We start from the raw sequence: 25,368 nt of genomic DNA, 5'->3' as shown, positions 1-25,368 counted from the left end.
TTTTTTCGTCATGCTGAGTGTAACGAAGCATCCAGGGCGATTTGAAACTTGACTGGATTCTTCGCGGTTTCTCACCGCTCAGAATGACGAATCATGAAGTTTAATTCTAAAAGCCTCATGCCTCAGAGTGGCGTAAGCCTCGAGCCCATACCCCAGAGGCACAACGTGCCGACCTCACACCTCATCCCCCTACCTCCGGCGGCCACGGTGCTTCTGCAATTTCTTTTTCGTGCTTTTCGGCGGCGGCTCGCTTCTCGTGCCAGCGTTCGAGCTGTTCCTTGAAGGCTGCGCGCAGACGTTCCATGCCGATGTTCTCCTTTGCGCTGATTTGAATGGCGTCAGGATAGTTCTGCAAGAGTTCTGTGCGGCGTGCTTCGTCGGCAACTTCGACCTTGTTGAATACGCGGAGTCTCGGAGTATCCTTGTCGATGATGCTTTCGAGCGTCTTGTGCGTGACTTCCAAATGATCGCGGTAGTCCGGGGCGCTTCCGTCAACGACTTCCAAGATGCAGTCCGCATGGGCGGCCACGCCGAGCGTACTCTTGAATGTTTCAATCAAGTTGTGGGGAAGCTTGCGGATGAATCCGACCGTATCGGAAAGGATGATGTTTTCGCCATCGAGGAATAGCTTACGCGTAGTGCTGTCTAGCGTTGCAAAGAGTTTGTCTTCAACATAAACGTCGGCGCCTGTTAAGCGGTTCGTGAGCGTGGACTTGCCCGCGTTCGTATAGCCGACAATGCCGACCTGGAAAATGTCATTTCGTTTATCTGCTTGCTGCTCGCGGGCATCTTCGATTTTCTCAAGCTTTTTCTTGAGTTCCTGGATGCGCTTGCGGATCATGCGGCGGTCAGTTTCGAGCTGCGTCTCGCCTGGCCCTTTGGTGCCGATGCCGCCATTGTGCTGGCGGCAAAGGTGCGTCCACGCACCGGTGAGGCGCGGCATCATGTATTGCAATTGCGCGACTTCGACCATCAGGCGGCTTTCTGCCGTGACGGCGTGCTTTGCGAAAATATCGAGAATAAGTCCTGTGCGGTCGAGAACCTTGATGCCGGGCATGCGTTCTTCGAGATTGCGCACTTGCGAACCCGAGAGGTCGTCGTCAAACACGACCATCTTAGCGTTGTCTTCTTCGAGCGCGCGTTTGACTTCGTTTACCTTGCCTTCGCCAATGAGTGTTGCCGGGCTGAAGTTCTGTACGCGTTGTAAAAAGCTGCGAGTGACGTATGCGCCTGCGGTTTCGGCGAGGCGACCGAGTTCTGCGAGTTGCTCGCCTGCAAGCCACGGACGAATTTTGGGTGTGGCGATGCCTACGAGAATGCATCGTTCCTGTTCTTTCTTATGTTCGACGGGCTTGGCGCCTTTTTTCTTTGGTTCTTCCATATTCTCTTTCGTTATAAATACGGTTGAAATATATCAAAAAATAAAAGCTTTTTTTTACGGACTAAAATGGGATATGGTGAATCTATTAAAAAGACTGTAATGGTTTGTTTACCTAATTTGTGGTGTTCTGAATTTCTCGATATTTCAGAAATGTGTTTTTTGAAATTTTTTCAATGTTTATTTGCATATAAATTCCTTATTTGTAATATTTCGTTAATTGTGATATATTGCACATGAAAAAACTTATACTAAATTTGAGAATACAAAAGTTAGGGATTTGTATGAGGAAAAAAATCTGCCTTGGAATGGGGGCGACGCTTGCGTTCGCCATGAGCGTCTATGCTCAAAATTACAAAATTAATAAAGTCGGTAGTGACGAAGAACAGTCGTTCAACGTTATGCTGAATCAAGCTGTTGTCAGTGAAGCGCCTGCAGGCTCATGGCTTAGCGTAACACCGATAATCCCTGATGGAAAAGTATTTAAGGGCTTTACCGTTTATGATGCGTACGGCGATGCTCGTGATCAAAGAACTGTTTCTACGACAGAAAAAAATGATGAGCAGTTCTTGATGCCAAATCATGATGTTTTTGTTTCGGCTTCGTTTGAATCGCTTCGTTATTTCCTTATTGTTAAAAATACAGATAACGGAAATGTATCTCTTGCGTTTAATGACCGTTATAGGGATCGTACCAAGCCGGGTACAAGAGTTACTGTAAGTCCGAGTGCCGCCAATGGCTTTAAGCTTGCTTCGATTCGCGTAAGCAAGAACCTTGATGATGGTACTATTGTGCCTTGCACTCAGGTAGAACCTGGCTCGCAAATTCCTGGCATGTGGGGAATGGGCGGTAGCGCTGTTGAAGGTAGCTGCGCTTTTGACATGCCGAATTTTGATGTTGAAGTTACTGCATCTTTTGTTGCTGAATCTGTTGATTTATCTTCGTCTAGTGCAGAAGAGTTCTCTTCTAGCAGTGAACAGGCAGCTTCTAGTTCTAGCTCCGTGATTGCTTCGAGCTCATCGAGTGAGGTTGTAGTTTCTTCTAGCTCAAGTGCAACGCCCGCTTCCTCTAGCAGTGCAAAGGTTGAGTCCAGCTCAAGCGCAAAATCTGTTTCCTCTAGCAGTGCAAAGGCTGTGTCTAGCTCGAGTGCCAAAGCCGCTTCTTCTAGCAGCGCAAAGGCCACATCCAGTTCAAGCGCAAAATCTGTTTCCTCTAGCAGTGCAAAGGCTGCGTCTAGCTCGAGTGCCAAAGCCGCTTCTTCTAGCAGCGCAAAGGCTGCATCTAGCTCAAGCGCAAAACCTGCTTCTTCTAGCAGCGCAAAGGCTGCATCCAGCTCAAGCGCAAAACCTGCTTCCTCTAGCAGCGCAAAGGCCGCATCCAGTTCAAGCGCAAAATCTGTTTCCTCTAGCAGTGCAAAGGCTGCGTCTAGCTCGAGTGCCAAAGCCGCTTCTTCTAGCAGTAAAAAGGCTTCATCATCAAGTGCTAAACCAGCTTCTTCAAGTAGCAAAAAATCGACATCTTCAAGTTCGAAGGCTGTATCTAGCTCCAGCGCTATCCCGGATATCGTTGTCGAAGCTGTGGGCACTGAAGAAGATATGCCGAGTTGCACTGTCAAGCGCGAAAATATGACGTATTATGTGACAGAACTCAAGACCGTGTTTGTGTGCAAGTCCAGAATTTGGACAAAGTTTAATCCGGGAATGAAGCTTGAAAAGGTTGCGCCTATTGCAAAATTCACGGCTGTCGTGAATGGCCGCAATCTCCAGATTTCGGGCGCTAAAGTCGGTGCTGATGTTAATTTACTCGATATGCAGGGACGCGTAATTTACAACGCTCGCGTTGACGCCGCTAACTTCTCGGTGAATGTTCCTCAGAGTGGGGCCTATATGCTTCGCATTGGGTCTGAGCAGAGGATTGTGAATGCTCGATAAGTGAAATGTTTTAAGACTCCATGAGCAAACTAGACCCTGCGCAAGTGGGGTCTTTTTTTCTATATTTGTCCCCGTCAGGGCCTATCATCCAGGTAGGTTCCTAGTCCGGCCAAACATGCCTCATGGGCACGGCCGATAAAGGATATATAATGGCAAAGAAAGTTCAGGATGCCCTCAAGGACATCATCTCCCTCTGCAAACGCCGCGGCTTCATTTTCCCCGGCTCCGAAATTTACGACGGCCTCGCCAACACTTGGGACTACGGTCCGTATGGCGTGGAACTCAAGCGCAACATCAAGAATCTCTGGTGGAAGAAGTTCGTGACTTCCCGCCACGATGTGCTTGGTCTCGATAGCTCTATTCTTTTGAACCCCCGCGTCTGGAAGGCCTCTGGCCACGTGGGTAACTTCTCTGACCCGCTCGTGGACTGCCTCGCTTGCCACGAACGTTTCCGCGCTGACCAGCTCCTCGAAGAAAAGCTCGGCGAAGGCTGCTGCGCTGGTAAGAATTTTGACGAAGTTCACCAGATGATGGTGGATAACAAGATCGAATGCCCGACTTGCGGCAAGACCGATTGGACAAAGCCGCGTGCTTTCAACCTCATGTTCCAGACTGAAATTGGCGTGATCGAAGGCGAAGGCAACAAGGTCTATCTCCGTCCGGAAACCGCTCAGGGTATCTTCGTGGACTTCCGCAACATTGTCGATAACGTCCGCCCGCGCATCCCGTTCGGTGTCGGTCAGATCGGTAAGTCTTTCCGTAACGAAATTACTCCGGGTAACTTTATCTTCCGTACTCGCGAATTCGAACAGATGGAACTTGAATTCTTCTGCGAACCGGGTACTGAACTTGACTGGTACAACTTCTGGCGTAAGTACTGCTTCGAATGGCTCGTGAACGATCTCGGCGTGAAGCGTGAAAAGCTCCGCCTCCGCGAACATGCCAAGGAAGAACTTTCTCACTACTCCAACGGCACCACCGACGTCGAATACGAATTCCCGTTCGGCTGGGGCGAACTCTGGGGCATCGCATCTCGTACGAACTACGACCTCACACAGCACCAGAACGAATCCAAGGTCAAGCAGGAATACATTGACCCGGTCCAGAACAAGCGCTACATCCCGTACGTTGTCGAACCGTCTCTCGGTGTGGAACGTTTGCTCCTCGTGCTTCTCTGCAACGCTTACGAAGTCGAAAAGCTCGAAAACGACGAACGTACCGTGCTCCACTTCGATCCGAAGGTCGCTCCGGTCAAGGTTGCCGTGCTTCCGCTCGTGAAGAAGGGCAAGGTCAAGGAAAAGGCCGAAGAACTTTACCAGAAACTCCTCAACCGCTGGAACGTCGAATACGACGAAACGCAGTCCATCGGTAAGCGCTACCGCCGTCAGGACGAACTCGGCACGCCGTTCTGCGTGACCGTTGACTTCGACACTGTTGGCGAGGGTGAATCCGATCCGGCAAAGCTCGGCTACGTGACTGTTCGCGAACGCGACTCCATGAAGCAGGAACTCGTCGCTATCGACAAGCTCGAAGCTTACCTCTTCGAAAAGCTCGGCTGCTAATTAGTAGACCGTAGGCAGTGGTGGAGCTTTGCTCCACAATTGTCATGCCCGAGAAAGCGGGCATCTCCTTGTCGGAGGAATGTTTGTAAAAAGAGAACTCGGAAACGGGTTCTTTTTTTATATTTCTGCCAAATGATTCTGAACAAATTTAAAAGTCTGCTGGCCATTCTACTGCTTGCATCGACCTGCCTGTGGGCAGAACCAGTTGGTACATCTGGGAAAAGTTCCGATGACGAACGGAGCTATTGGATCGATATCGCTTTATTCTTTGGCTCGTGGGTTGGTACTACTACGGGTGATGTGAATAAGTATCTTGATGTGAAGATGGGCTTCCCTTTCATTATTGATTTCGAATTGCAACTATCGCGAGTGGCGGTAGGCTTTTACTACGGTTGGGGATTGATACATAGTTTCCCATACCTCTACGACGATGGTTACTTTACCGAATATGATCGCGACAATGAAGCAACGGACGAATCCCTTGGGCTTACTTTGGGTTACGCGGTATTCAATACACGTTATGTGGAACTGCAGCCCTTTATTGGTTTTGGTGGAAATATCTTCAATAATGGTAATGATGATATGGATTTCTCTACGTTTATTATGGGAGAAAACGTAGATTTTCGCTTTGATTCGGGCTATATTAATGCGGGCGACATCGGCTTTAATTTAGGACTAATGCTTCGTCTTAAGTATATTGCAGAATTTGGATCGTTCTCCGATAAATACCGCGATGTCAAACACGAAAACTACTATATCAATCACATATTCGCGATAAGCCTCGGTATAGCGATTATGTAAATTGAGGCTACCTACTTTTTTTGTACAAAATTTATTATTTTGTAATAGAAGGAGGTGCTGAATTGTACTATTTAATGCTTTTGCTTGCGATTGTCTGCGAAACGGCGGGGACAACGCTTTTGAAATTTTCGGAACAGTTCACGCGTGTTGTGCCGACGGTAGCTTCGCTCATTTGCTATGTGGCATCCCTTTATTTCTTGAGCGTTTGCCTAAAAGTCATCCCAATTGCGGTCGCTTATGCGATTTGGTCTGCGCTTGGGGTTGCTTTAATTACTATAATCGGAATTGTAGCCTTTAAACAGGTGCCAGATATTGGTGCTTATATTGGCTTGCTCCTGATTGTTTCGGGAGTCGTTGTGTTGAACCTGTTCTCTAAAATGGATGTGCACTGATGAATTTTTTGAAGGCTTTTGCGATTGTCGCTATTGCTGGTGGAATTGTTGCCTGTAGCGACGAGAATGCGTCGGCTGTATGGAACTCCGCGGAATTGTCATCCAGCACTGTCATCCCGGATTCTAAGGTCTCTGAGCCTGCCGAAGTGCCGGGATCTTCTTCAGGCGTTGTCATCCCGGACTCCGTTCCGGGAACGCCATCTAGTAGTAGCACGGAAAATGTCGCACAGTCTTCATCAAGTGAAACAGTCGCGGATACCGTTTGGCACCAGGCGAATCTTACTTGGTACACGTCATGGCCAGAACCGGATAGTGAAGAATGCATTGAGTACAATGGCTGCACCTGGGCGGGTTACTTTGCTGGCATTGAAGATCAAATGACCGAAGAATGGGTGAGTCAGCACAATATCATTGCCGTTCACGAAAAGGACTGGAATCAGTATAAGCTTAAGACTTTCAGGCTCCGCATGAACGGCTCCACGATTGACGCCGTGGTTTATGACATGTGCTCCGACAGCGATTGCGATGGATGCTGCACTGAAAATGCTGGCGAAATTGGATTCCTCATCGACATCGAAAAGTACACCCGCGAACGATTTGATGGCAATGGCGATGGTGTAGTGGAATGGACCTGCTTGGATTGCGAGTGATTATGAAGTTGAAAACATTAAGTCGTTATTCGATTGTTTCTGCCTTTGCTTTCGCTGCTGTTTCCTTCCTTGCCTGTGGCGGAGAAGTTATAAATAGCGGAAATTTGGGCTGCCCTGAAGATGTTGTTTGCGATACTGCGTTCGTAAATACCAAGGCCTACAGCTTTGTGTATTTCTCTGGCAAAGACAAATTGGATACGGTAACCGCGACAACCGATAAAATGTCCTGCAACCTTTGGAAGGGATATTTTGAATGTACCTTAAAGAAAACGTATTCGACTTGCAGAATCGTGTATTCAAAAGCGGAATCGTCCGTTAGGTCGGATGACGAGCCGGTAACTCACCAGAAGGTAGAAATCAAGCGTGGAGACACGACTTACATCAACTATGGCAAAAATCGACTGATGGATTATATTCCGCCATATGTTGAAATCCCCAAATTTGATTCGAAAAAGCTGAAAGCCGCCTTTGATACGGTAATTGTTGAACCGACGAGTTATGCATCCGAAAACTTAAAGGGTGAATCCCGGAAATTTGTTGATGCATACTATATAGAATACAGCGGTTTGCCTGATTGGGCGTATGTTTCTAAAAATTCAGGGCAGTTACTTGTGCTAGATGGAGAAGATGGTACACGTAAAGCGGATACGACGTTTATTTCGGATGGGATTTATCTCATTGAAATATCTAGCTGTACAAAAACCGTGTATATCGATTATCCGAAAAAATTAATTGCGTATCAGTCCTATGTGAATGTTTATGCCGATTCGACGGAATTGCCGCGAAAAGATACAACGGTCAAGTGGATGGCTCATTACACCGATATGTATGGCACTGAAGATTCTTTACAAGTCAAGACTTTGTTTAAGATAAAGCGGAAAAAGTAAAAGAAAAAGCCGAATGAGTTTGTCTCATTCGGCTGAATTTTTTTTGAGGGGTTAACCTCCTTTGGTTGTCCCTTTGCGTCCGTTGTTCCAACATGTGCAACAGTCCATTCCAACTTTTTTGCCACCCTGTTTGAACCTTTCGTTTGCAACTTTGTTTACAACCTGGTTTCGAACCACCGTTGCCACCTCGTTGCAAAAAGCGGCGCCTTTGGTTCGAAGCAATTCGCTTCAAGCCCTGTTGTAACCTGGGTTTGAACGGGTTTTCAACCCTTGGTTCAAGCCGTGTTGCACCCTCGTTTCAAACCCCGTTGCAAACAAAAAAAACACCGAGATGTTACTCTCGGTGTTTGCAAACTTGGATTGGAACCGTGGTTCACACAAGGTGGAACGGTCGGTGCGAAGTTACATTGGTGGTTATTCCCACTCAATGGTTCCAGGCGGCTTGTGCGTCACGTCGTACCACAGGGAGCCTGCGCCTTCGGCTTCGAACTTGCGCCAGAGACCAGCGAGCATGCCCTGGTCGATTTCGGCGAAGTTTGCCGTCATGGCTTCGGTGGAGTTCACCGGGCGCATCACGATGCAGGGCTTGTTAGCCGTGCGGAGCGGAACGAGCACGACTGGCATCTGCCAGATCTTTTCGTACAAGTCGTTCGCCTGCAAGAATTCGGTACAGATGTTGTCGAACTTGCGGAGCGTATCGAAGTTTTCGCGGGTGGCGTACTGTTCGACAAGCTTCGGATCTTCATCGGCGATGCTACCAATCTGGTAAATCACGCGGTTGATGGCCTTGAAGCGGTTGGCAAGTTCGGTGGAGAACTTTTCGCAATCCTTCCAGCTTAAGCCCGGAGTCGTGATGAGGAACGGCTGTGCGTAAGTACGACCGTCACCCTGAACGCCCACGCTCTTAATTGGGAGCATGCGGCCAGCAATGTTGTTTGCCTTGAGGTAATCGGCGAGGGACTGACCTGCGGTGTCCTTCACGTCTTCGAACTTCACCATATCGTTCGTGAGTTTGCCTTCGCTGCAGAGCAAACGAACACCGAGACCCGGCCCCGGGAACGGGTGGCGCCACACGAGGTTGTGCGGAATGCCGAGTTCTTCGCCGAGGGCACGGACTTCGTCCTTGTACAAGTCAGCGAGCGGTTCGAGCACAAGGCCCTTTTCCATGAGGTCCAGAACTTCTTGCACGCGGTTGTGGTGCGTCTTGATCTTGTCAGCGTTCTTGGTGCCGCCGCTTTCGATGGTGTCGGGGTAGATGGTGCCCTGAGCCATCATCCATTCGTTCGGATCGAGGTTGAGCTTAGCCATTTCCTCGTCCTTGACCGTCAGGAATTCCTTACCGATAATGCCGCGCTTGGTTTCTGGAGCGGTTACGCCCTTGAGCTTGGCAAGGAAGTGTTCGCTGGCGTCGCGGATCTTGAGGTTGTTCATACCTTCCTTCGTGAGGAAGTCCATAATCTTCTGGGATTCGCCGAGGCGCATCATGCCGTTATCCACATGCAAGCCGAGAACCTTTTCCGGTCCGAGTACACGGTTCAAGAGCACGAATGCCACCGTGGAGTCCACACCGCCAGACACGAGCAAGAACACCTTGCGGTCCTTGACCTGGTCTTTGATGCGCTGCGTAATGAGCGGCAGATAGCTCTTCATGTTCCAAGTCTTCTTGGCTCCCGTAAAGTCGACGAAGTTTTCGAGCAACTTCATGCCGAACTTGCTGTGCGTGACTTCTGGATGGAACTGGATGCCGAAAATCTGGCGTTCAGGCTTGTCGCTATCGAATGCAACGGCTGCGATTTCGCAGTCCTTGGTGCTGGCCACGATCTTGTAGCCTTCAGGAAGCTTCGTGACCTGGTCACCGTGGCTCATCCACATCGGGGATGCCTTCGGGAGACCCTTCAAAAGCGGGCACTTTTCATCGCCGACGATAAGGTCTGCAATGCCGTATTCCTTGACTTTGCCCGGTTCCACGTGACCGCCCAACTGCTGGGCGATGAGCTGGTGACCGTAGCAGATACCGAGCTTCGGCACCGGGAGGTTCAATATTTCAGGATTGTATTCCGGAGCGTCTGCAGCATAAACGCTGGACGGACCACCACTGTAAATGATGCCCTTCACACCTTCGAGTTCAGAAACCGGGGCGGCAGGGGAGTGGATTTCGGTAAACACGCCGAGACGGCGTACACGGTTGGCAATCAAGTGAGCGTACTGCCCACCAAAGTCCAAAACGGCAATAGTATCAACGTTTTTCATACATCGCAAAGATAGAAAAACCTTCAGAAATCTGAAGGTTTTATAATACTCACTTTGAGGATTTGATAAGCAAATTATTTAAAATCCGCTTATGCTTCTACAGCGACATATTCGCCATCTGTATCTTTGTTTGCGGCTTCTTCGCAAACTACGCCGGACATGCGTCTTGCAAGTTCGATAAGCGTTTGTACGCCAAAGCCGGTTGCACCGAAGTCGGTGTACTTCCAGCTCTTGCTTACAAATGCTGTACCTGCGATATCCCAGTGTGCCCAAGCTGTGTTTTCAGGAACGAATTCCTGCAAGAAGAGGGCGGCGGCAATGGCGCCGGCGTCGCTTCCGGTGTTCTTGAGGTCGGCGAAATGATCCTTCAATGCGTCGGCGTATTCTTCTTCGAGCGGCATGCTCCAGAACTTTTCGCAGCAGGCTTCGCCGCAGTTGATGACCTTCAAGGCGAGATCGTCGTCATTGCTGAAGAATCCGGCAACAGCGTAACCGAGTGCGCGAACCATGGCTCCCGTAAGTGTCGCGAGATCGATAATGTGCGTTGCTCCGATGAGGCCTGCTTCGGCAAGGCCGTCCGAGAGAACCAAGCGGCCTTCAGCATCCGTATTGTCAACCATCACGGTCTTTCCGTTCTTGGCGGTAAAGATGTCGCCCGGCAATACGGACTTGTTGCCGATGGCGTTTTCGGCGAGGCAGCACACTGCGCTCACCTTGATCGGGAGTTCAAGCGTTGCGATGGCCTGGATGGCGGCAAGCACTGTTGCGGCTCCGCTCATGTCGCTGATCATCTCGGGCATGGATTTAGGTGGCTTGAGGCAGAGACCGCCCGTATCAAACGTGAGGCCTTTGCCGACAAATACCAAGTGGTCTGCGGACGTGCGCGCATTTTTATTCGCGCTTTTAGCAGTAGCCTTACCGCGAGCGCTCTTGCTTCCATCGTAGCTGAGCGTAATCATGTACGGTTCATGCGAGCTGCCCTTGCCAACGGTCACGTGGCCCATGAAGCCTTCTTTTTCGAGTTGCTTCATGTTGCGAACCTTGATCGAAAGGCCCGGAGTGTACTTGGCAATGGTATTTGCGTTTTCGACAAATTCAGCAGGCGTAAGGTCAGAGGCGCTTGTGTTGATGAGGTTCTTGGCAAGGACAATGGCCTTGTGCTCGATAGCGACGGTGTCGGCTATTTTCTTGAATTCGGCCGTTTGATCACCAGCGACGAGTTCGTATGTAACCTGGAAGGCTTCTTTCTTTTTGCTCTTGTAGGCGTCAAAGTTGTAGCTTGCATAGTGGAGACCGTGCAAAATGCTCTTGAACTGTTCCGGGGCTGCATCGGCAAGCATGATCGATACGACAGGAATCTGGCGCTTGCTTGCTTTCTTGGCGAGGCGGTAGGCGGCCATGCGCAAGTGGTCGAGCGACGAGAGGCCGCGTTCCTTGGCGGCGTTTACAAAAATGGTCGGCTGGTTGTCGATTTCCAAAAACTCTAAGTCTTCGAACGGACCCTCTTCCATACCGTTCAAGACGGATTCAACTTGCTTTTCTGCGCTTTCCGAAAGGGCGTTGGAAAACTGGACAGATTTCTTCACGAAAAAGAGGGCGTATGCATTCGCTTTGCCCGAAGCTGTAGATACAATATTTGTTTTCATATAGCGTAATCTAGTATTTTATCAAAGGTTTGCTTGTATTTTATATTGGTTTTTCGATTATAAAAATACTATAATATTACGTGATTACCATTGGAGGATTATATGAATCTGAAATGTACTGGAATTTTGGCAGCTCTTGCGGTTTCTGCCGCTATGGCTCAAAATGCTGCACCTGCTGAAACGGCTGTTTCCGCAGCTCCGACTGCAGCTCCTGCTCAAGAAGCCTCTGCTGAGGCCGCTCCTGCAGTACAGGCTGCTCCGCAAGATAAGTTTACCGCCGTCGAACAGGAACTTGCTCCTGAAAATCTGTTTGCAGAACCTTCTGCCGTTCGTGGGGCCGACGCAGCAAAGCCTGTCGCCCAAAAGACAACGACCAAAAAGTTTGTCTACCAGCCGGTTTATTCCCCTGCGGATGTCGAAACGAGTGGCGCTGTCGTGAAGACCATCTATGTGACTGAAGCTCCTACTGCCGATTCGACCGATATGGACAAACTACGTGGCCTTGTCCCGCTGAACTTTACGTTCGGTGTCCAGGGCTTTATTGGTGGCGCGTTCCTTATGGGCGATAACGGCCGCTATGAATATGACGATTATTCGGGCTTGGCCTGGAGTGCAGGTGCTTTTGCACTCTTCCCGTTGGATGAATACAACATGGCTATTAAGGCTGGTGTCATGTTCGAACACGACAAGGTGCTCAACACCTATAATTACGTTTATAATCAAGCTTATGGCGAATATCGTGTAACGTTTAGCCAGTATCGCATTTCTCTTCCGATACTCCTCTCCTTGAAGAGTGCTAGATCCAGCATCTTCTTTGATGTGGGTGTCCAGCCGTCTTTTGCGACTGCAGACAAGTTTAAGCTGAAGGCTTCGGATAAGTCCGTGAATATCAAGGAAGACATGATGGATAACGACTGCCGTTCGGCTATCGACTGGTCTATCGTATTTGGCCTGGGTATCCGTGCTAACCGTTATGTCGGTTTTGACGCTCGCTTTACTTGGGGCATCAACAACCAGTACGAAGATTATAACGGATGGGCTGTCAACAACCTGTCTTCTAAGTCGTTCACCGTCGGTGCAACTTTCTACGCATTCTAGTATAACATGATTCTATCTATTGCGGCCATTGTCGTGGGCCTTGTTCTTCTGGTCTGGAGTGCAGACTGGTTTGTGGATGGGGCCGTCGGCGTGGCCCATTTTTTTGGCATGAGCACATTCCTTATCGGGATGGTGATTGTCGGTTTTGGAACATCTGCGCCGGAGATGGTCGTTTCAGTTTTGTCTGCGTTGAATAATACTCCGCAGCTTGCTCTTGGAAACGCTTATGGCTCCAATATTGCAAACATTGCGCTAATCCTTGGCGTAACGGCGCTTATTATTCCCGTGGTCGTACAAAAGCAGGCGATGTCGCGTGATATCCCGATTCTCATCGCGATGACTGTTTTGACGGTCTTTTTGCTTATTGACGGGAATGTTTCGCGTATGGATGGTATCGTCTTGTTGCTTGCGTTTGTGGCAATTATGGCGTTTAACATCATGAGTGAATTGAGGCAAAAGCGCAAACGAAAAAAAACTGCAGCGGCAGATGATTTAGACTCGGAATACGGCTCTGCAGAAAAGGTTTCTATCGTCAGTTCCTCGTTGCTTTTGCTGATGGGACTTTTGCTTTTGATCGTAAGTTCGCGAATGCTTGTGTGGGGCGCTGTAAATGTCGCTCAGGCATTGGGTGTGAGTGATTTGCTCATCGGGCTTACAATTGTTGCTGTGGGGACTTCTCTCCCTGAATTGGCAAGTTCGATTGCTGCGGCACGCCGTGGCGAGAATGATCTTGCCGTTGGAAACGTAATTGGTTCCAATATTTTTAACACGCTTGTCGTGGTCGGGCTTGCATCTGTCATTGCTCCGATTCAGGCGGCTGATCCAGAAGTGATGAGCCGTGATGTGCCGATCATGTCGGCACTGACGCTTTTGCTGTTCTTGATGAGTTTCCCATTCCTGAAGCGCAAGCGTAAAAAAGGCGGCCAGTTTGGTTTTGGACGCATTGGGGGAGCGCTTCTCCTAAGCTTGTATGTTGCGTATCTTGTGTTGCTCGGAATTCAGGCTGCTTAATTTTTTCGCCGTCATTCTGAGAGACCGTAAGGGAACGAAGAATCCAGTCATTTCTTGATTTGCATAGCTAGACTTGACGGGATCCTTCCGCCGTTGGCGTCAGGATGACGAAATTGCTAATTCCCGAATGTCCAGACGATGCCGTAAGCGAAGCGCAACCCTTCGGGGGTGTAGCCGGCTTCCGGCGCGTAGATGCTATGGTTGAAGTTCTCGATGCGGTTGTACAGTTCAAATGAAAGAACCTGCATGCGAGCTTCGAAATCCATGGCCAAGTACTTGTTGAGTTCGACAAGCTTGGGCTTTCCGTTCTCGTCTATCGTGCAGTCATAGCGGTTATTAAACCACTGGAAGTCCACGCGGACACTTACGCCGAGCCTGTCTTTCACAAATCGATTTTGCCAATGGATGCTGCCTTTGTAGTAAAGCGAAGGTGTATCGATTAGCTTGGTGCGCGTCATCTTTTGCCCGCGTTCCAGGTAGAATTTCCAGTTCCCAAGACGGAACCCCACTTGCATCATCCAGTCGAGTGTGTGCGCGTGATCGAGATTCCCATAGCGGAATGCGTATTCCAGGGAATCGGTAACTTCGCTCATCGAAACATCGTTAATGTTGTCGTAAGTCGTTGTGGAATCGAGGTATCCTTTGATGGCCCAGTTGGGCTTGATCAGGTTGTTGGCGTGTTCATAGCGTAGGCCAAGTCCATAAAAGACATCGCGCATTTTCCATGTGATATTGGCTGTTGCACGGTCGCGAACTTCGTATTTGAGGTTTTCGTTCGGGAACGATACTCGGCCGGATTCGGTCAGCTTGAGCTGTGTGACGTCGGGGAACTTGTTGTCGTGACGGTACGATGCTGTTGCCATCAAGTGGTAGGGGAGGATGTATGTTCCGTCAATCGAGAAGGCCGGTGCAAATTCAACAGTGTCTAAAAGCGAACTGTTGCGCTGCATGCCTGCTTGAACACGGAAAAATGCCTTTCCGAACAGCGTGTCAGAAACTTCGGCGTAGCCGATTTCTCGGTCTTGGTAATATTCTTTCTTTTTATCGTCGTTTCCAGTTTCTTGAGTGTTCAAGAATTCATACTCAAAATGAATTCTCGGATTCAGGAACATGTTGTAGCGGATATTGAAACTTCCGAGAATGGTTTCAAAGTTACGGGTCTTGTTGGTGTCGTAATAGTCGTATGTATATACCGGAAGATTGTAGTTGTTATAAGTGGTGTCAATGCTTTTTTGAATTTTAGGCAAATTGCGCAGTTCCATTTCGTGATTGCCATAATGGATTTCTGTGCCGAGCGTCAAATCCTTGATGGGGTAAAATTCAACGCCACCACCGTAAGTGCGTGTCTCAATGACAATCTTGTACGGATCTGTCTGGAATTTGCGGACTGTTGGATCGAGCGTGTCGAGCAGTACTTCATGCGTTGTGTTGTCGGCATTGTCGAGACTCAAATAGTTTATCTTAAAGAAAGCCTTGCCGTAGCCAAAACGCCATGTGACAATTGGCTGGATATGCATGCTGTTCATGGCGATGTTGCGCCCGCCAAAGGGAATATCCGTTGAATCGCGGCCAAGTGCAAAAAACGGAGAATGCGTCACCGGCTGGTATTCGAATGGTTTCGAAAGCAGGTTGGAATGGCTTTGCAATCCAAGATCGAGCGTGACGGAATCTGTAATGAGGCGTCGGAAATCAAGGCGCAATGCGTTCCCTTCGAATGCGCTGCGTTCCCAGTTGATGTCTGTAATCGGGGTGTCAACCGGGATGCCTCGGCGTTCTTCAAACAGGATTCCGTTCTCGCCATTGAGGGCGAGCGTCGAACCGTCATAGCTTAAGCGCGTGGTGTATATGCCCGCAAGCTTGCTCGGGTAACGTTTGGATAGCGTCCCGATACCAAGGGACCTTGCATGGAGTTCCGGACTGCCAAGGATGGACGTGCCCAGCACCCATTCGGACTTTTGACCCGAGACGTCGTACGTGCGCTGCATGACTTCGCGCAGCGGAATGATCCAACGTCCAGCGTCGGTTTCTCGTGGAGCCGGATCGGGAGCGTTAACCGTTTCAAAGATGGAGTCTTGCGGTGTCGGGAGCGTGTAGCGTTTGGCGTGAATAACGTCCGCAAAAACGCTTGAGACAAGCGTCGACAATACAGCTATTAGAAGAATACCACGATTCATTAGAACCATTCTGCACGAGATTTTTCGCGCCTTTCTCGGAGTGCCTGGACGACGGTGTAGGGCATTTTCATGCAACCTGGGGGGTAAGTCCCGTTTTCGGTGTGGAAGTCGGAACCGCCAGTGCCCACAAGTCCGAACCTTTGTGCCATTTCCTTGTATTTGCGGCCAACAGCGCCTTTTTGTGCCGGGCTGTAGACTTCCATGCCCTGGATGCCCCATTCCACCATGTTCTCGATGAACTGGTCGCTGAGCCCAGACTTGTACGGGTGGGCGAGTACGGCAATGCCTCCGGCATTTTCAATCAGTCGAATTGTTTCTTGGGGGTTAAGGCCTTTCTTTTCGACAAAGGCGATGCAACCGTCACCGAGGTACTTCGTGAACGCTTCGGAGAAGTTTGAGATGTATTCTTCATCGACGAGCGACATCGCAATGTGCGGGCGTCCAATGATTTTGCCCTTGCAGTACGAATGCACCTTTTCGAACGTGATGCCGATGCCAAGCGCGTTCAGCTTCTTGATAATTGCCTTTACGCGGGCAATGCGCTGCTTGGCGAAATCCTCGAGTTCCATGTTCAAGGCGAGGTTTGTCGGGTCGCAGAAGTAACCGAGAATGTGGATGTCCTTGCCCTGCCACACGGCAGAAATTTCAATCCCCGGGATGATTTCGAGGCCGATTTCTTTGGCAGGCTCTTCGGCGAGCTTGTAGCTATCGAGATTGTCGTGATCCGTAATGGATATGCAACGAAGTCCCTTGCGCTTGCAAAGCATGAGCAACTCGTCAACGGACAGGGTGCCGTCGGAGAGCTTGGTGTGCATGTGCAAGTCTGCATAGCCGCCGTTTTCGGTGATGATTGTCGAAAACATCTTTTGCATGGCTAGCCTATTTTACCCTTTATAAAATAGCGGGCAATCATCCTCGCTGGCGAAATCGTCTTGAGCTCGTGGAGACTCATATTGAGGAATGGGTACTCCCTGGCGCAGTCAAAACCGATTCGGCAAGCGGCTCCGCTAATGAGGGCGAGGTATAAAAATTGCGGTTTATGGGGGCCTGGATAAACGCAGGCGACGGGGGCGTAAGTTTTTACCTGGTATTCGATTCTATCGAACTGATCTTCGCCGTAGCGGCATCCATCATCAGTGTAGTAAGAAACCTGAGCCTTTTTCTGTGAAAAGAGAATTTCTTGATCGCCGTGGGCAATAAACAAGATTGTTTTGAGACTTTCTACGGGGAGCTCGTCGAGGATGATTTTTGCGACTTCCTTTTCCTCGGGCATAAAGAATACGACTTTGCCGCCATTCTGCAAGCACTCGGGGAACGAAAAAGTCCTGGAGCTCTTTCGTTTGCCCGCTTTGTGAATAAACCACCGATAAAGCAGTGGCTTGCAAAGCTTGCGCAAAACGCAATAACGTATGCCTTCAGCAAAGTACTGTGAAGAAAACAAAAGGTCTCCTAATTCTAAATTCATTAAAAATATATTAAATTTGCGCCATGCCTAAACAGAAGTTCTATGCCATAAAAAGCGAAAATGAAAAGAAAATTGTAACCACGTGGGATGAATGCCTTAAGCTCACGCATGGGGTTAAAGGTGTTTTGTTCAAATCCTTCGGTTCCCGCGAGGAGGCTCAGGCTTGGCTCGACGGAATGGAGGCTCCTGCGCCCGATGGGATCCGTGTATTTGTCGATGGTTCGTTTTCGCCGGGATTTGGCCCTGCCGGCTGGGCTTTTGTTGTAACCGAAGACGACAAGGAACTTGCCCGCGGTTCGGGAATTACAGCATTCGATGCCGAAAGTCGCAATATCGATGGGGAAGTGATGGCTTCGTTCCAGGCAATGAAATGGCTTGATGCCCATAATCAAAATGGCGTTATTTGCCATGACTACGAAGGCATTGCGCGCTGGGCAAAAGGCGAATGGCAAGCCAAGAGCAATATCGCCAAGATGTATGTGGCAGCTGCAAAACCTTATCTGCACCGTGTGCAGTTCGAAAAGGTCGCCGCCCATACAGGTGTCAAGTGGAATGAACTTGTAGATAAATTAGCAAAAGAAGCAATCGCAAAAGCGAGAAAGAAATAATTACTCGCTTTCGTGCTTGCTCATGCAGTGGAGGCTGCCGCCTTCTTCAATCACGGTGCGGCAATCAATGCCAATCACCTTGCGATCCGGGTACACGCTCTCGAAATACTTCTTGGCTTTCGCATCGTTTGGACACTTGTATTTCGGGAAGATGAGTCCACCGTTCACGTAGATGTAGTTCATGTACGATGCCGGGAGAATTTGTCCGTCATCGAGCACGCGCTGCGGCGGAAGCGGAAGTGTATCGACCTTGGCGGTTTCGTAATGTTCCTTGAGCCAGCTTTCGATGAACTGCTTGGCATCGGTCAAAATCGCGTAGTTAGGGGAGCGCTTGTTGTCCGTCATGCACATGACGACTCTGTCTTTCTCGACAAAGCGAGCTACGTTATCGATATGGCCGTCCGTGTGGTCGCCGTGCAATCCGTGCGGGAGTACGAGCATTTCCTTGAGGCCAAAAGCCTTGCAAAGTGCTTTCACGACTTTCTTCAAATCCTTCTCGTCATTGCGGTTCTTGCCAACAAGGCAATCTTCGGTCGTGATGCCGAGACCGTCACCGTTGACTTCAATAGCGCCTCCTTCGAAGATGAACGGAACGCTTTCGTTGAGCGGGAGTTTTTGCTTTTCGGCAATCTTCTGCGGGATGGCGTTGTCGAGTCCCCATGGCGGGAACTTGGCGCCCCAAGCGTTAAACTGCGTTTCAGTGACGACCTTCTTGTCGCCCTTCTTCATAAAGAACGGACCGTAGTCGCGAATCCAGATGTCGTTTGTCTTGATGACGATGAAGTTCACCGGGAACGGGCGGTTTACGAGAGCCGCCTTTTCTTCATCGGTCAAGAAGTTCTTGGCCGGGAGCAACAGGTTCACCGGCTGGAATTCCGTGATGTTACGGATAAGTTCTACATAGAACTTGCGGATGTTGATGCCGCGTTCACCATACCAGTTCGTCTTGTTGTGCGGGAAAGCAAGCCACGTGGCACTCTGCTTTTCCCATTCCGCCGGATAACGAATTGAATTTTTCGTCATGGAAAAAATCCTTTTTAATTGTCTTTTTACTGGATCCTTCGCTTTGCTCAGGATGACGGTGATGCTAGTCTGCCCAAATCTTGAGGATGTCCTTGTACAAGTCCACGCGTCTGTCGCGGAAATGCGGCCACCAACGGCGATTTTCTTCGGTTTCGGCAAGGTCGAGCTCGACATAGCTTGCACCCAAGAATTCCGGATCGCACTTTTGCAAGATGTATCCGTCCGGTGCAGCGACAAAGCTTGTGCCCCAGAACGTGAGATGACCTTCGACACCCGAGCGGTTCGCTGCAATCACGAATGTGCGGTTTGCAATCGCGTGTCCGCGCATGACCGTCATCCAGCTATCTTGCTGTCTCGGATAAATTTCCTTGGGCTCAGAATCCATCCAGCCAATAGCGGTCGGGTAGATGAGCACGTCGGCGCCCTTGAGGCTCATGATGCGGGCTGCTTCGGGGAACCACTGGTCCCAGCAAATAAGCACGCCAAGCGTACCGGCGCTAGTCTTGATCGGTTCAAAACCGGTGTCACCCGGAATAAAGTAATACTTTTCGTAGAAGGCGGGATCGTCGGGAATGTGACTCTTGCGATAAAGCCCTGCGATGCTTCCGTCGCGTTCAAATACGAATGCCGAGTTGTGGTAAATGCCACGGGCACGCTTTTCAAAGAACGGGAACACGACAACGGCGTTCAGTTCCTTTGCAATTTCTTGCCATTCGGCGACAATCGGGTGGTCCTTTTCAATCGCCAAATCGAAAAAGTCTGCGTTTTCTTCGAACGGGAAGTACGGAGTGTGGAAAAGCTCGGGGAGGACGAGCAAATCGATGTCTTTGCCCTTGAGCTTGAGCGCTTCGTCCTTGTACCACTTGTTATTGGAATCGAAATCCCCAGTCCATTTACCTTGCAACGTATATACTTTAATCTTGTTCATGTGCAATAATTTAGCAAAAACGAGCCATAACTTCAATTTTTTGTAAGAACATTGTTTTGTTTGCGTAAAATCACACTGATGATACGCTCGCGCGTTGTAAGTTTTCTATATTAACCCTTGAATTTTAAAACCCTTGATTTTTTTATAAAAGGATAAATAATGTCTCTTAAACTTATTTCTCGTGGTGCTGCAGCCGTGCTCCTTACTGCCGGCATTGCCTCTGCTCAGTTGATGAATTCGAAGAGCCTCGATGTTATTCGCGTCGAAAAAACTGGTATTTCTGGTGGTAAGATTGATAGCCTTGCAACGATGCTCGGTCAGCAGCAGGCTCCGGGTCAGAAGTTGACCGACGAAATGATGACTCAACTTCGCTATGCAGTTGTCGATAATCTCGTGGGTCAGGAACTCATCAAGCTCGAAGCCAAGAAAATGGGTATCAAGGTGTCCGCTGGTAAGGTTGATAGCTTGACGGCTCTCTTCAAGAAGCAGTTCCCGAGCGAAGATGCTTTTCAGAAGGAACTCAAGAAGTCTAACACGACGATGGCTCAGTTCAAGTCCAAGATTGAAGACCAGCTCAAGAGCGAACAGATTCTCGAAAAGAAGGTTCCGTATCCGAAGGATCCGACCGAAGAAGATCTCAAGGCTTTCTGGCAGCTCAACCAGTCCAAGGTTGCTATCAACGATACCATTAGCGGTGCTCGTATTTTCATCTCTACCAAGGGTAAGAGCGCTCAGGAAATCAGTGATGCCAAGGACATGTTGAAGGGTCTTGCTGCCCAGGTTCGTTCCAAGAAGGCAACGTTTGCTCAGCTCGCCGCTATGTACAGCGACGATAAGGAAGCCAAGAAGACTGGCGGTATCATGAACAAGTTTGTCGCCAAGTCCAAGAGTGCCGCTTTTGCCAAGGCTGTTGGCAAGATCAAGGTCGGTGAAATCTCTGAAGTCATTACCGAAAATGATGGTGTGTCTATCTTCATGCTTACCGAAAAGAACGATGGCAAGTTTGAAAGCTACAAGCACCAGATCGACTACATTTTGCGTGTACAGCGCGAACAGGAACGCCAGGCAAAGCTCAAGGCTTACCTCGACGAACTTGGCAAGACCTACAAGGTCCAGTACCTCGACAAGAAGTACGAACCGCCTCAGGCAATCGGCGCTGCTAAGTAATAGCACGAACTGTTTGTACGTGTCATTCTGAGCGAAGCGTAGCGAAGTCGAAGAATCCAGAGATCCTTTTGGGTCCTTCGATTTTGAATCTACGGTTCTGCACTCAGGATGGCACTTCTTTTTTTAACTAGCTGATATTAGAGGTTTGATATGGCATTCAACACTACACATACCGGGCTTATCGAGTTGCGCAGCCGCATCGATAAACTCTGGGGGTATCTTTGACTTAGAGGCAAAGACCGAAGAACTCTATGTCCTTGAAAAGGATTCCGGCGACCCGAACCTGTGGAACGATCAGGAAAAGGCGCAGGCGATGATGAAAAAGATTGGGAACCTCAAGGGACTCATTGATTCCTGGAAAGAAGTTTCCCAGACGTGCGATGACCTTGCCGAGCTGTATGAAATGAGCAAGGACGAGGAATCTGCCGACCTCACGGCAACGCTCGAATCCGACATTGCGGACCTCAAGTCTAGAGTCGAAGCGATGGAATTCAAGAAGATGCTGAACGGCCCGGACGATGCCTGTGCATGCCTTATGTCTATCCATCCGGGTGCAGGTGGCACGGAGTCCCAGGACTGGGCGCTCATGCTTTTCCGCATGTACACGCATTTCTTTGAACGCGAAAAGATGGACTTCAAGGTCGTGGATTTCCAGGAAGCGGAAGATGCTGGTCTCAAGAGCGCTACGATTGAAGTCACTTGCGAAAATGCTTACGGCTTGCTCCGTTCGGAAATCGGCGTTCATCGCTTGGTGCGCATCAGCCCGTTTGATGCCAACGCCCGCCGCCATACGAGCTTTACGGCCGTTTATCTGTACCCCGAACACGAAGACGTGGAGTTTGATCTCGATATGTCTGAAGTGCGCGTGGACACGTACCGCAGTAGTGGTGCTGGAGGTCAGTACATCAACAAGACGGATTCTGCAGTGCGTATGACCCACTTGCCGACAGGCATCATGGCTAGCTGCCAGACGGAACGCAGCCAGATCCAAAACCGCGAAACCTGCTACAAGATGCTCAAGACCATGGTTGCAGAACACTACCGCTTGGAAGAAGAAGCGAAGCGTGATGCCCGCATGGCCGAGAAGAAGAAGGTCGAATGGGGTAGCCAAATCCGAAGCTATGTGCTGCAGCCGTACCAGCTTGTGAAAGACCTCCGCACAGGCGTTGAAACGTCTGACACGGCAGGCGTTCTCGACGGAAAAATCAAGCCGTTCATCGACGCTTACTTGCTAAGCACAAGCGAAGCGAATAAGGGATAGAAAATGTGGCGGGCTCTGCCCGCTATTTTTGCGTGCTTGACGTGCTCGCAAAACTCGCGAAATAAAAAAAAGAGAAGCTCTGTTGAGCTTCTCTTTTTTGCTTTATGCAATCAAAGATTACATTGCACCGCGTTCGAGCTTGATCGTGAAGTTCGTGATGTCGCAAACTTCGCTCGGACCCCAGTACTGGATCGGACCCGGATAGGTGTAGGATTCAGTCTTAGCCCATTCGTCGCGGCGAGCGGCGAAGTACTTGAACGGAGCGCTCATCGGGCCTTCGAGTTCAACGAGAGCCTTACGGATAACCGGCTTGTCGGCGCCGTGACGGCGTTCGATGTTCATCATCATGGTGATCGGAAGGCCGCCAGCGACCCAGTTTTCGATACCCTTGGTGACGTTGCGGACAGAGCTCATATAGCCGTTCATGCCATTGAGGGCGAGAACAGAGGCTGCAAAGCCGAGGCTGTAGCAGTAGTCAGCGTCGAAGTTGGACGGAGCTGCGCAACGGCCTTCGTAACCGAAGAAGTGGTTGAGAGCAGAGAACTTGCCCTTGAAGTCACCACGGTTCTTGAGTTCCTTCTTGACCATTTCGATGATGAGCTTTTCAGTTTCGATGAGGGAAACCTGAACGTTGCCATGGCTGTCGCGTTCGAGCATGAGCTGAGCCTGGATGCCAGCCGGGAGGCTCTTGAGGACTTCAGCGGATTCAGCGCTGACCCATGCGCAGAGCTTTTCGACCTTAGCAGCCGTGTCGAGACCTTCGACTTCAGCTTCGTGGTGGGCGAGGGCTTCAGAAAGTTCAGAGATAAGGACGCCAACGTCCGGGATGAATTCGAGGAGGCCTTCCGGAATGAGGGCGACACCGAAGTTCTTGCCCTGAGCTGCACGAGCGTAAACAACGTCAGCAACCTGCTTGATCACGTCCTTGAGCTTCATCTGCTTAGCCTTGACTTCTTCAGAGATAAGGCAGATGTTCGGGTGGGTCTGGAGAGCGGCTTCGAGAGCGATATGGGAAGCAGAGCGGCCCATGAGCTTGATGAAGTGCCAGTATTTCTGAGCGGAGTTAGCATCGCGCATGATGTTGCCGATGAGTTCAGAGTAGGTCTTCACAGCGGTGTCGAAACCGAAAGAGGTTTCGATGAATTCGTTCTTCAAGTCACCGTCGATGGTCTTCGGGCAACCGCAAACGCAGGTCTTGACGCCCTTGGACTGGAAGTATTCACCGAGAACTGCTGCGTTCGTGTTGGAGTCATCACCACCGATGATAACGATAGCGTCGAGGTCGAGCTTGTTAGCAACAGCGATGCACTTGTTGAACTGTTCTTCAGTTTCGAGCTTGGTACGGCCAGACTGGATCATGTCGAAGCCACCGGCGTTGCGGTAGGCGTCCATCTTGGCGTCGTCAATTTCAATGTACTTGCCGTTTTCGAGACCGCTCGGACCGCCGAGGAAACCGAAAAGGACGGAATCCTTGGAAACGGACTTGATGCCGTCGTAGATACCGGCGATAACGTTATGTCCACCCGGAGCCTGGCCACCAGAGAGAACCACGCCCATGCGGAGAGCCTTGCCAGCCTTGGCTTCGGCAGCTTCGAACTGAACAACCGGAAGACCGTAAGTGTTCGGGAAGAGTTCCTTGATCTTGGCCTGGTCGCTAACGGATTCCGTAGCTGCACCCTTGTTAATCTTCACGCTGAGGGCGCCATTCTTGAGGGACACCGGGAGCTTCGGCTGATAGGCCTGACGGGCCTTGGTCAGTACAGAGAGATTTTCGGACATTGTTTATTCCTTTTTTATTTGCCCCGCATTCGCGGGTTTTTGGTTAAAATCCGGCGTAAATATAGTAATTATTCTTTTCAAGAACCAAAAAGTACATCATGCGGGCGGGGCTTAGCTTGGGTATCCATTTGTATATTATGCCTCGCTAGTTAAGTATAAAATCAGGGCATTTTCTTTACGATGTGTGATAAAAGTCAAATTTTTGTATGATTTTTTTAACTTTTTATTCCAAATTAGAGTAAATTTTACTATATATGCGGCGCGTAATAAAAAAGTAATGAGTGCCGTGAGACAATCATTACACAAAAAGCAATAAGAAGGTGAGTGTATGAATGTTTTAATCTGGGGATCCGATACGATCCTTGGCCATGGGCTCCTGTCCATGCTCAAGGACATCAAGGATGGTGTTTTCAACGCTATCGGTAATATTGAAATAGGGGAAATCTTTGCCTGTGATGCAGAATCCGACAAGGATGTTATCGACGAGGCTTGTGCCAACGCCGACTTCGTTTTCAATTTGTCCTATGGGTTTAAATCTGACAAGCTTATTGAAGGCTTGAACGTTCATAATAACACTTGTCCGGTGCTGTTGGGCCATTCCGTTGGCGATAAGAGCCTTTTCCGCGAATATGCCCAGACCAACAACGTGCCTATTCTCGAATGGGCTCCGAATTACGACATGGAACTCCTCAGTGTCGAAGCTCAAGTCTACGACATGCTCGGCGCACTGCAATGCGCATAAACTAGACGAAAGAATGTACAAACTAGGCGGCCTGTTTAGGTCGCCCGTTTTTTATTTTCTGAGAATCTGTTCTTTGGTCAAGTTGAATCTTTTGACAAGAATATCTATGGGGACTTCATCTTTGTATAGCCCTCGAGCCGTACGAAGCTTTTCTTCTTCGGCTTTTTTCAACTTATCACGTTCATCGGCGAGTTTCTCTTCAAATTGCAGACGTTCCTCCGCCAATTGCTGACGTTCTTCCGCCAATTGCTGGCGCTCTTCCGTCATTTGCTGGCGCTCTTCTGCCAATTGTTGGCGGAAATAGTCGCCAATGCTTACGAAACCGTATTTTTGCCCAATGCTTACGAACGCCATGTTCAGCTCCTTTAGGAAATCTTTACCTAAATACTCTATCAAAACCCTACAAGCTGAGAGCAGCGGAAAAGCTTGCTTTTCCATTGCCGAAGCGTAGGGGTTTCTTGAAATATATACTTGTTTTTTCAAGCAGACAAGAGGCCTCGTTTCGTGGCATTTTATCCAGGAATTTACAGAACTGAGGCAACAGTTCCAGCAGCTTGTCTTTGTTGAACGCATGCTTTAGCGCGATTATCCCCATGCCGGTTGCAGTATTTTCGC

Annotated in this window: 22 protein-coding genes and 1 pseudogene; 12 read left to right on the top strand and 11 right to left on the bottom strand. The window is 49.5% G+C overall.

Going from position 1 to position 25,368, the window contains the following annotated elements:
- Positions 1–181: 181 nt before the first annotated feature.
- Positions 182–1,381: a GTPase HflX gene (hflX, locus tag CRN95_RS00115; protein WP_097019747.1), complete on the bottom strand. Its 1,200-nt coding sequence runs from the start codon at positions 1,379–1,381 to the stop codon at positions 182–184.
- 281 nt (positions 1,382–1,662) lie between these two features.
- Between hflX and CRN95_RS00110 the strand changes: the two genes are divergently transcribed.
- From CRN95_RS00110 to CRN95_RS00085, 6 genes are all read left to right on the top strand, one after another.
- Complete coding sequence (locus CRN95_RS00110) at positions 1,663–3,309, top strand: hypothetical protein (protein WP_097019746.1); 1,647 nt, start codon at positions 1,663–1,665, stop codon at positions 3,307–3,309.
- 149 nt (positions 3,310–3,458) lie between these two features.
- Entirely contained in the window at positions 3,459–4,871 is a 1,413-nt protein-coding gene (locus tag CRN95_RS00105; RefSeq protein WP_014545160.1) for a glycine--tRNA ligase, read from the top strand.
- A 132-nt stretch (positions 4,872–5,003) separates the two neighbouring features.
- Positions 5,004–5,672, top strand: coding sequence for a hypothetical protein (locus CRN95_RS00100; protein WP_097019745.1), 669 nt, complete (start codon positions 5,004–5,006; stop codon positions 5,670–5,672).
- A gap of 62 nt (positions 5,673–5,734) precedes the next feature.
- Entirely contained in the window at positions 5,735–6,064 is a 330-nt protein-coding gene (locus CRN95_RS00095) for a multidrug efflux SMR transporter (protein WP_235002785.1), read from the top strand.
- Positions 6,064–6,714, top strand: a complete 651-nt coding sequence (locus tag CRN95_RS00090) for a hypothetical protein (RefSeq protein ID WP_235002784.1) — start codon at positions 6,064–6,066, stop codon at positions 6,712–6,714. Before CRN95_RS00095 ends, CRN95_RS00090 begins: the two co-directional genes overlap by 1 nt.
- A 2-nt stretch (positions 6,715–6,716) precedes the next feature.
- The gene (locus tag CRN95_RS00085; protein WP_097019743.1) at positions 6,717–7,601 is read left to right on the top strand and encodes a hypothetical protein; all 885 of its coding nucleotides are present in this window, start codon (positions 6,717–6,719) and stop codon (positions 7,599–7,601) included.
- A 414-nt stretch (positions 7,602–8,015) separates the two neighbouring features.
- On the opposite strand, the gene guaA is transcribed toward CRN95_RS00085, so the two are convergent.
- Both guaA and CRN95_RS00075 read right to left on the bottom strand, forming a co-directional pair.
- Complete coding sequence (guaA, locus tag CRN95_RS00080; protein WP_097019742.1) at positions 8,016–9,851, bottom strand: glutamine-hydrolyzing GMP synthase; 1,836 nt, start codon at positions 9,849–9,851, stop codon at positions 8,016–8,018.
- Between the two features lie 89 nt (positions 9,852–9,940).
- Positions 9,941–11,497, bottom strand: coding sequence for a M17 family metallopeptidase (locus CRN95_RS00075; RefSeq protein WP_097019741.1), 1,557 nt, complete (start codon positions 11,495–11,497; stop codon positions 9,941–9,943).
- A 102-nt stretch (positions 11,498–11,599) separates the two neighbouring features.
- Here CRN95_RS00075 and CRN95_RS00070 point away from each other — a divergent pair, with 102 nt between their 5' ends.
- Together CRN95_RS00070 and CRN95_RS00065 are read left to right on the top strand one after the other, a co-directional pair.
- Positions 11,600–12,595 (top strand): porin family protein, encoded by a 996-nt coding sequence (locus CRN95_RS00070; RefSeq protein WP_097019740.1) that lies wholly within the window; start codon positions 11,600–11,602, stop codon positions 12,593–12,595.
- A 6-nt stretch (positions 12,596–12,601) separates the two neighbouring features.
- Positions 12,602–13,606: a calcium/sodium antiporter gene (locus tag CRN95_RS00065; protein ID WP_097019739.1), complete on the top strand. Its 1,005-nt coding sequence runs from the start codon at positions 12,602–12,604 to the stop codon at positions 13,604–13,606.
- A gap of 116 nt (positions 13,607–13,722) precedes the next feature.
- On the opposite strand, the gene CRN95_RS00060 is transcribed toward CRN95_RS00065, so the two are convergent.
- The 3 genes from CRN95_RS00060 to CRN95_RS00050 are packed head-to-tail and all read right to left on the bottom strand — an operon-like array spanning position 13,723 to position 17,245.
- Positions 13,723–15,780, bottom strand: a complete 2,058-nt coding sequence (locus CRN95_RS00060; protein WP_235002783.1) for a hypothetical protein — start codon at positions 15,778–15,780, stop codon at positions 13,723–13,725.
- Entirely contained in the window at positions 15,780–16,652 is an 873-nt protein-coding gene (locus CRN95_RS00055; RefSeq protein WP_088629647.1) for a PHP domain-containing protein, read from the bottom strand. The genes CRN95_RS00060 and CRN95_RS00055 overlap by 1 nt, the downstream gene beginning before the upstream one ends.
- Positions 16,653–16,654: 2 nt before the next feature.
- Positions 16,655–17,245, bottom strand: a complete 591-nt coding sequence (locus CRN95_RS00050; RefSeq protein WP_235002782.1) for a hypothetical protein — start codon at positions 17,243–17,245, stop codon at positions 16,655–16,657.
- A 23-nt stretch (positions 17,246–17,268) separates the two neighbouring features.
- Between CRN95_RS00050 and CRN95_RS00045 the strand changes: the two genes are divergently transcribed.
- On the top strand, positions 17,269–17,853 hold the full coding sequence (locus CRN95_RS00045; RefSeq protein WP_088629648.1) for a viroplasmin family protein: 585 nt from the start codon (positions 17,269–17,271) through the stop codon (positions 17,851–17,853).
- On the opposite strand, the gene CRN95_RS00040 is transcribed toward CRN95_RS00045, so the two are convergent.
- Positions 17,854–18,876, bottom strand: a complete 1,023-nt coding sequence (locus tag CRN95_RS00040; RefSeq protein ID WP_097019737.1) for an agmatine/peptidylarginine deiminase — start codon at positions 18,874–18,876, stop codon at positions 17,854–17,856.
- A gap of 64 nt (positions 18,877–18,940) precedes the next feature.
- A complete protein-coding gene (locus tag CRN95_RS00035) occupies positions 18,941–19,804 on the bottom strand; it encodes a carbon-nitrogen hydrolase (RefSeq protein WP_015732470.1) in 864 nt (287 codons plus the stop codon).
- A 159-nt stretch (positions 19,805–19,963) separates the two neighbouring features.
- On the opposite strand from CRN95_RS00035, the gene CRN95_RS00030 reads away from it, so the two are divergent.
- Positions 19,964–20,971, top strand: a complete 1,008-nt coding sequence (locus tag CRN95_RS00030; protein WP_097019736.1) for a peptidylprolyl isomerase — start codon at positions 19,964–19,966, stop codon at positions 20,969–20,971.
- A gap of 150 nt (positions 20,972–21,121) precedes the next feature.
- Positions 21,122–22,232, top strand: a protein-coding gene (gene prfB / locus CRN95_RS00025) for a peptide chain release factor 2 (RefSeq protein WP_103143256.1) whose coding sequence is annotated in 2 segments (ribosomal slippage) — positions 21,122–21,193 and positions 21,195–22,232 — 1,110 coding nt in all. Because the reading frame shifts where the segments join, the coding sequence is not laid out codon by codon here.
- 117 nt (positions 22,233–22,349) lie between these two features.
- Here the strand turns inward: prfB and CRN95_RS00020 are convergent.
- Complete coding sequence (locus CRN95_RS00020; RefSeq protein WP_088629652.1) at positions 22,350–24,011, bottom strand: diphosphate--fructose-6-phosphate 1-phosphotransferase; 1,662 nt, start codon at positions 24,009–24,011, stop codon at positions 22,350–22,352.
- A 328-nt stretch (positions 24,012–24,339) separates the two neighbouring features.
- On the opposite strand from CRN95_RS00020, the gene CRN95_RS00015 reads away from it, so the two are divergent.
- On the top strand, positions 24,340–24,753 hold the full coding sequence (locus CRN95_RS00015; protein WP_088629653.1) for a hypothetical protein: 414 nt from the start codon (positions 24,340–24,342) through the stop codon (positions 24,751–24,753).
- A gap of 51 nt (positions 24,754–24,804) precedes the next feature.
- Here the strand turns inward: CRN95_RS00015 and CRN95_RS00010 are convergent, their stop codons facing one another.
- Positions 24,805–25,107 (bottom strand): hypothetical protein, encoded by a 303-nt coding sequence (locus CRN95_RS00010; RefSeq protein WP_097019734.1) that lies wholly within the window; start codon positions 25,105–25,107, stop codon positions 24,805–24,807.
- A 46-nt stretch (positions 25,108–25,153) separates the two neighbouring features.
- Positions 25,154–25,368 (bottom strand): annotated as a pseudogene (locus CRN95_RS14955) (hypothetical protein); the annotation flags it as partial.

Source organism: Fibrobacter sp. UWB16 (assembly GCF_900215325.1).
In the GTDB taxonomy this organism is placed as follows: Bacteria; Fibrobacterota; Fibrobacteria; order Fibrobacterales; family Fibrobacteraceae; genus Fibrobacter.
Note: the sequence above shows the minus strand (reverse complement) of the source record. Positions and strands in the feature narration are given on the sequence as shown.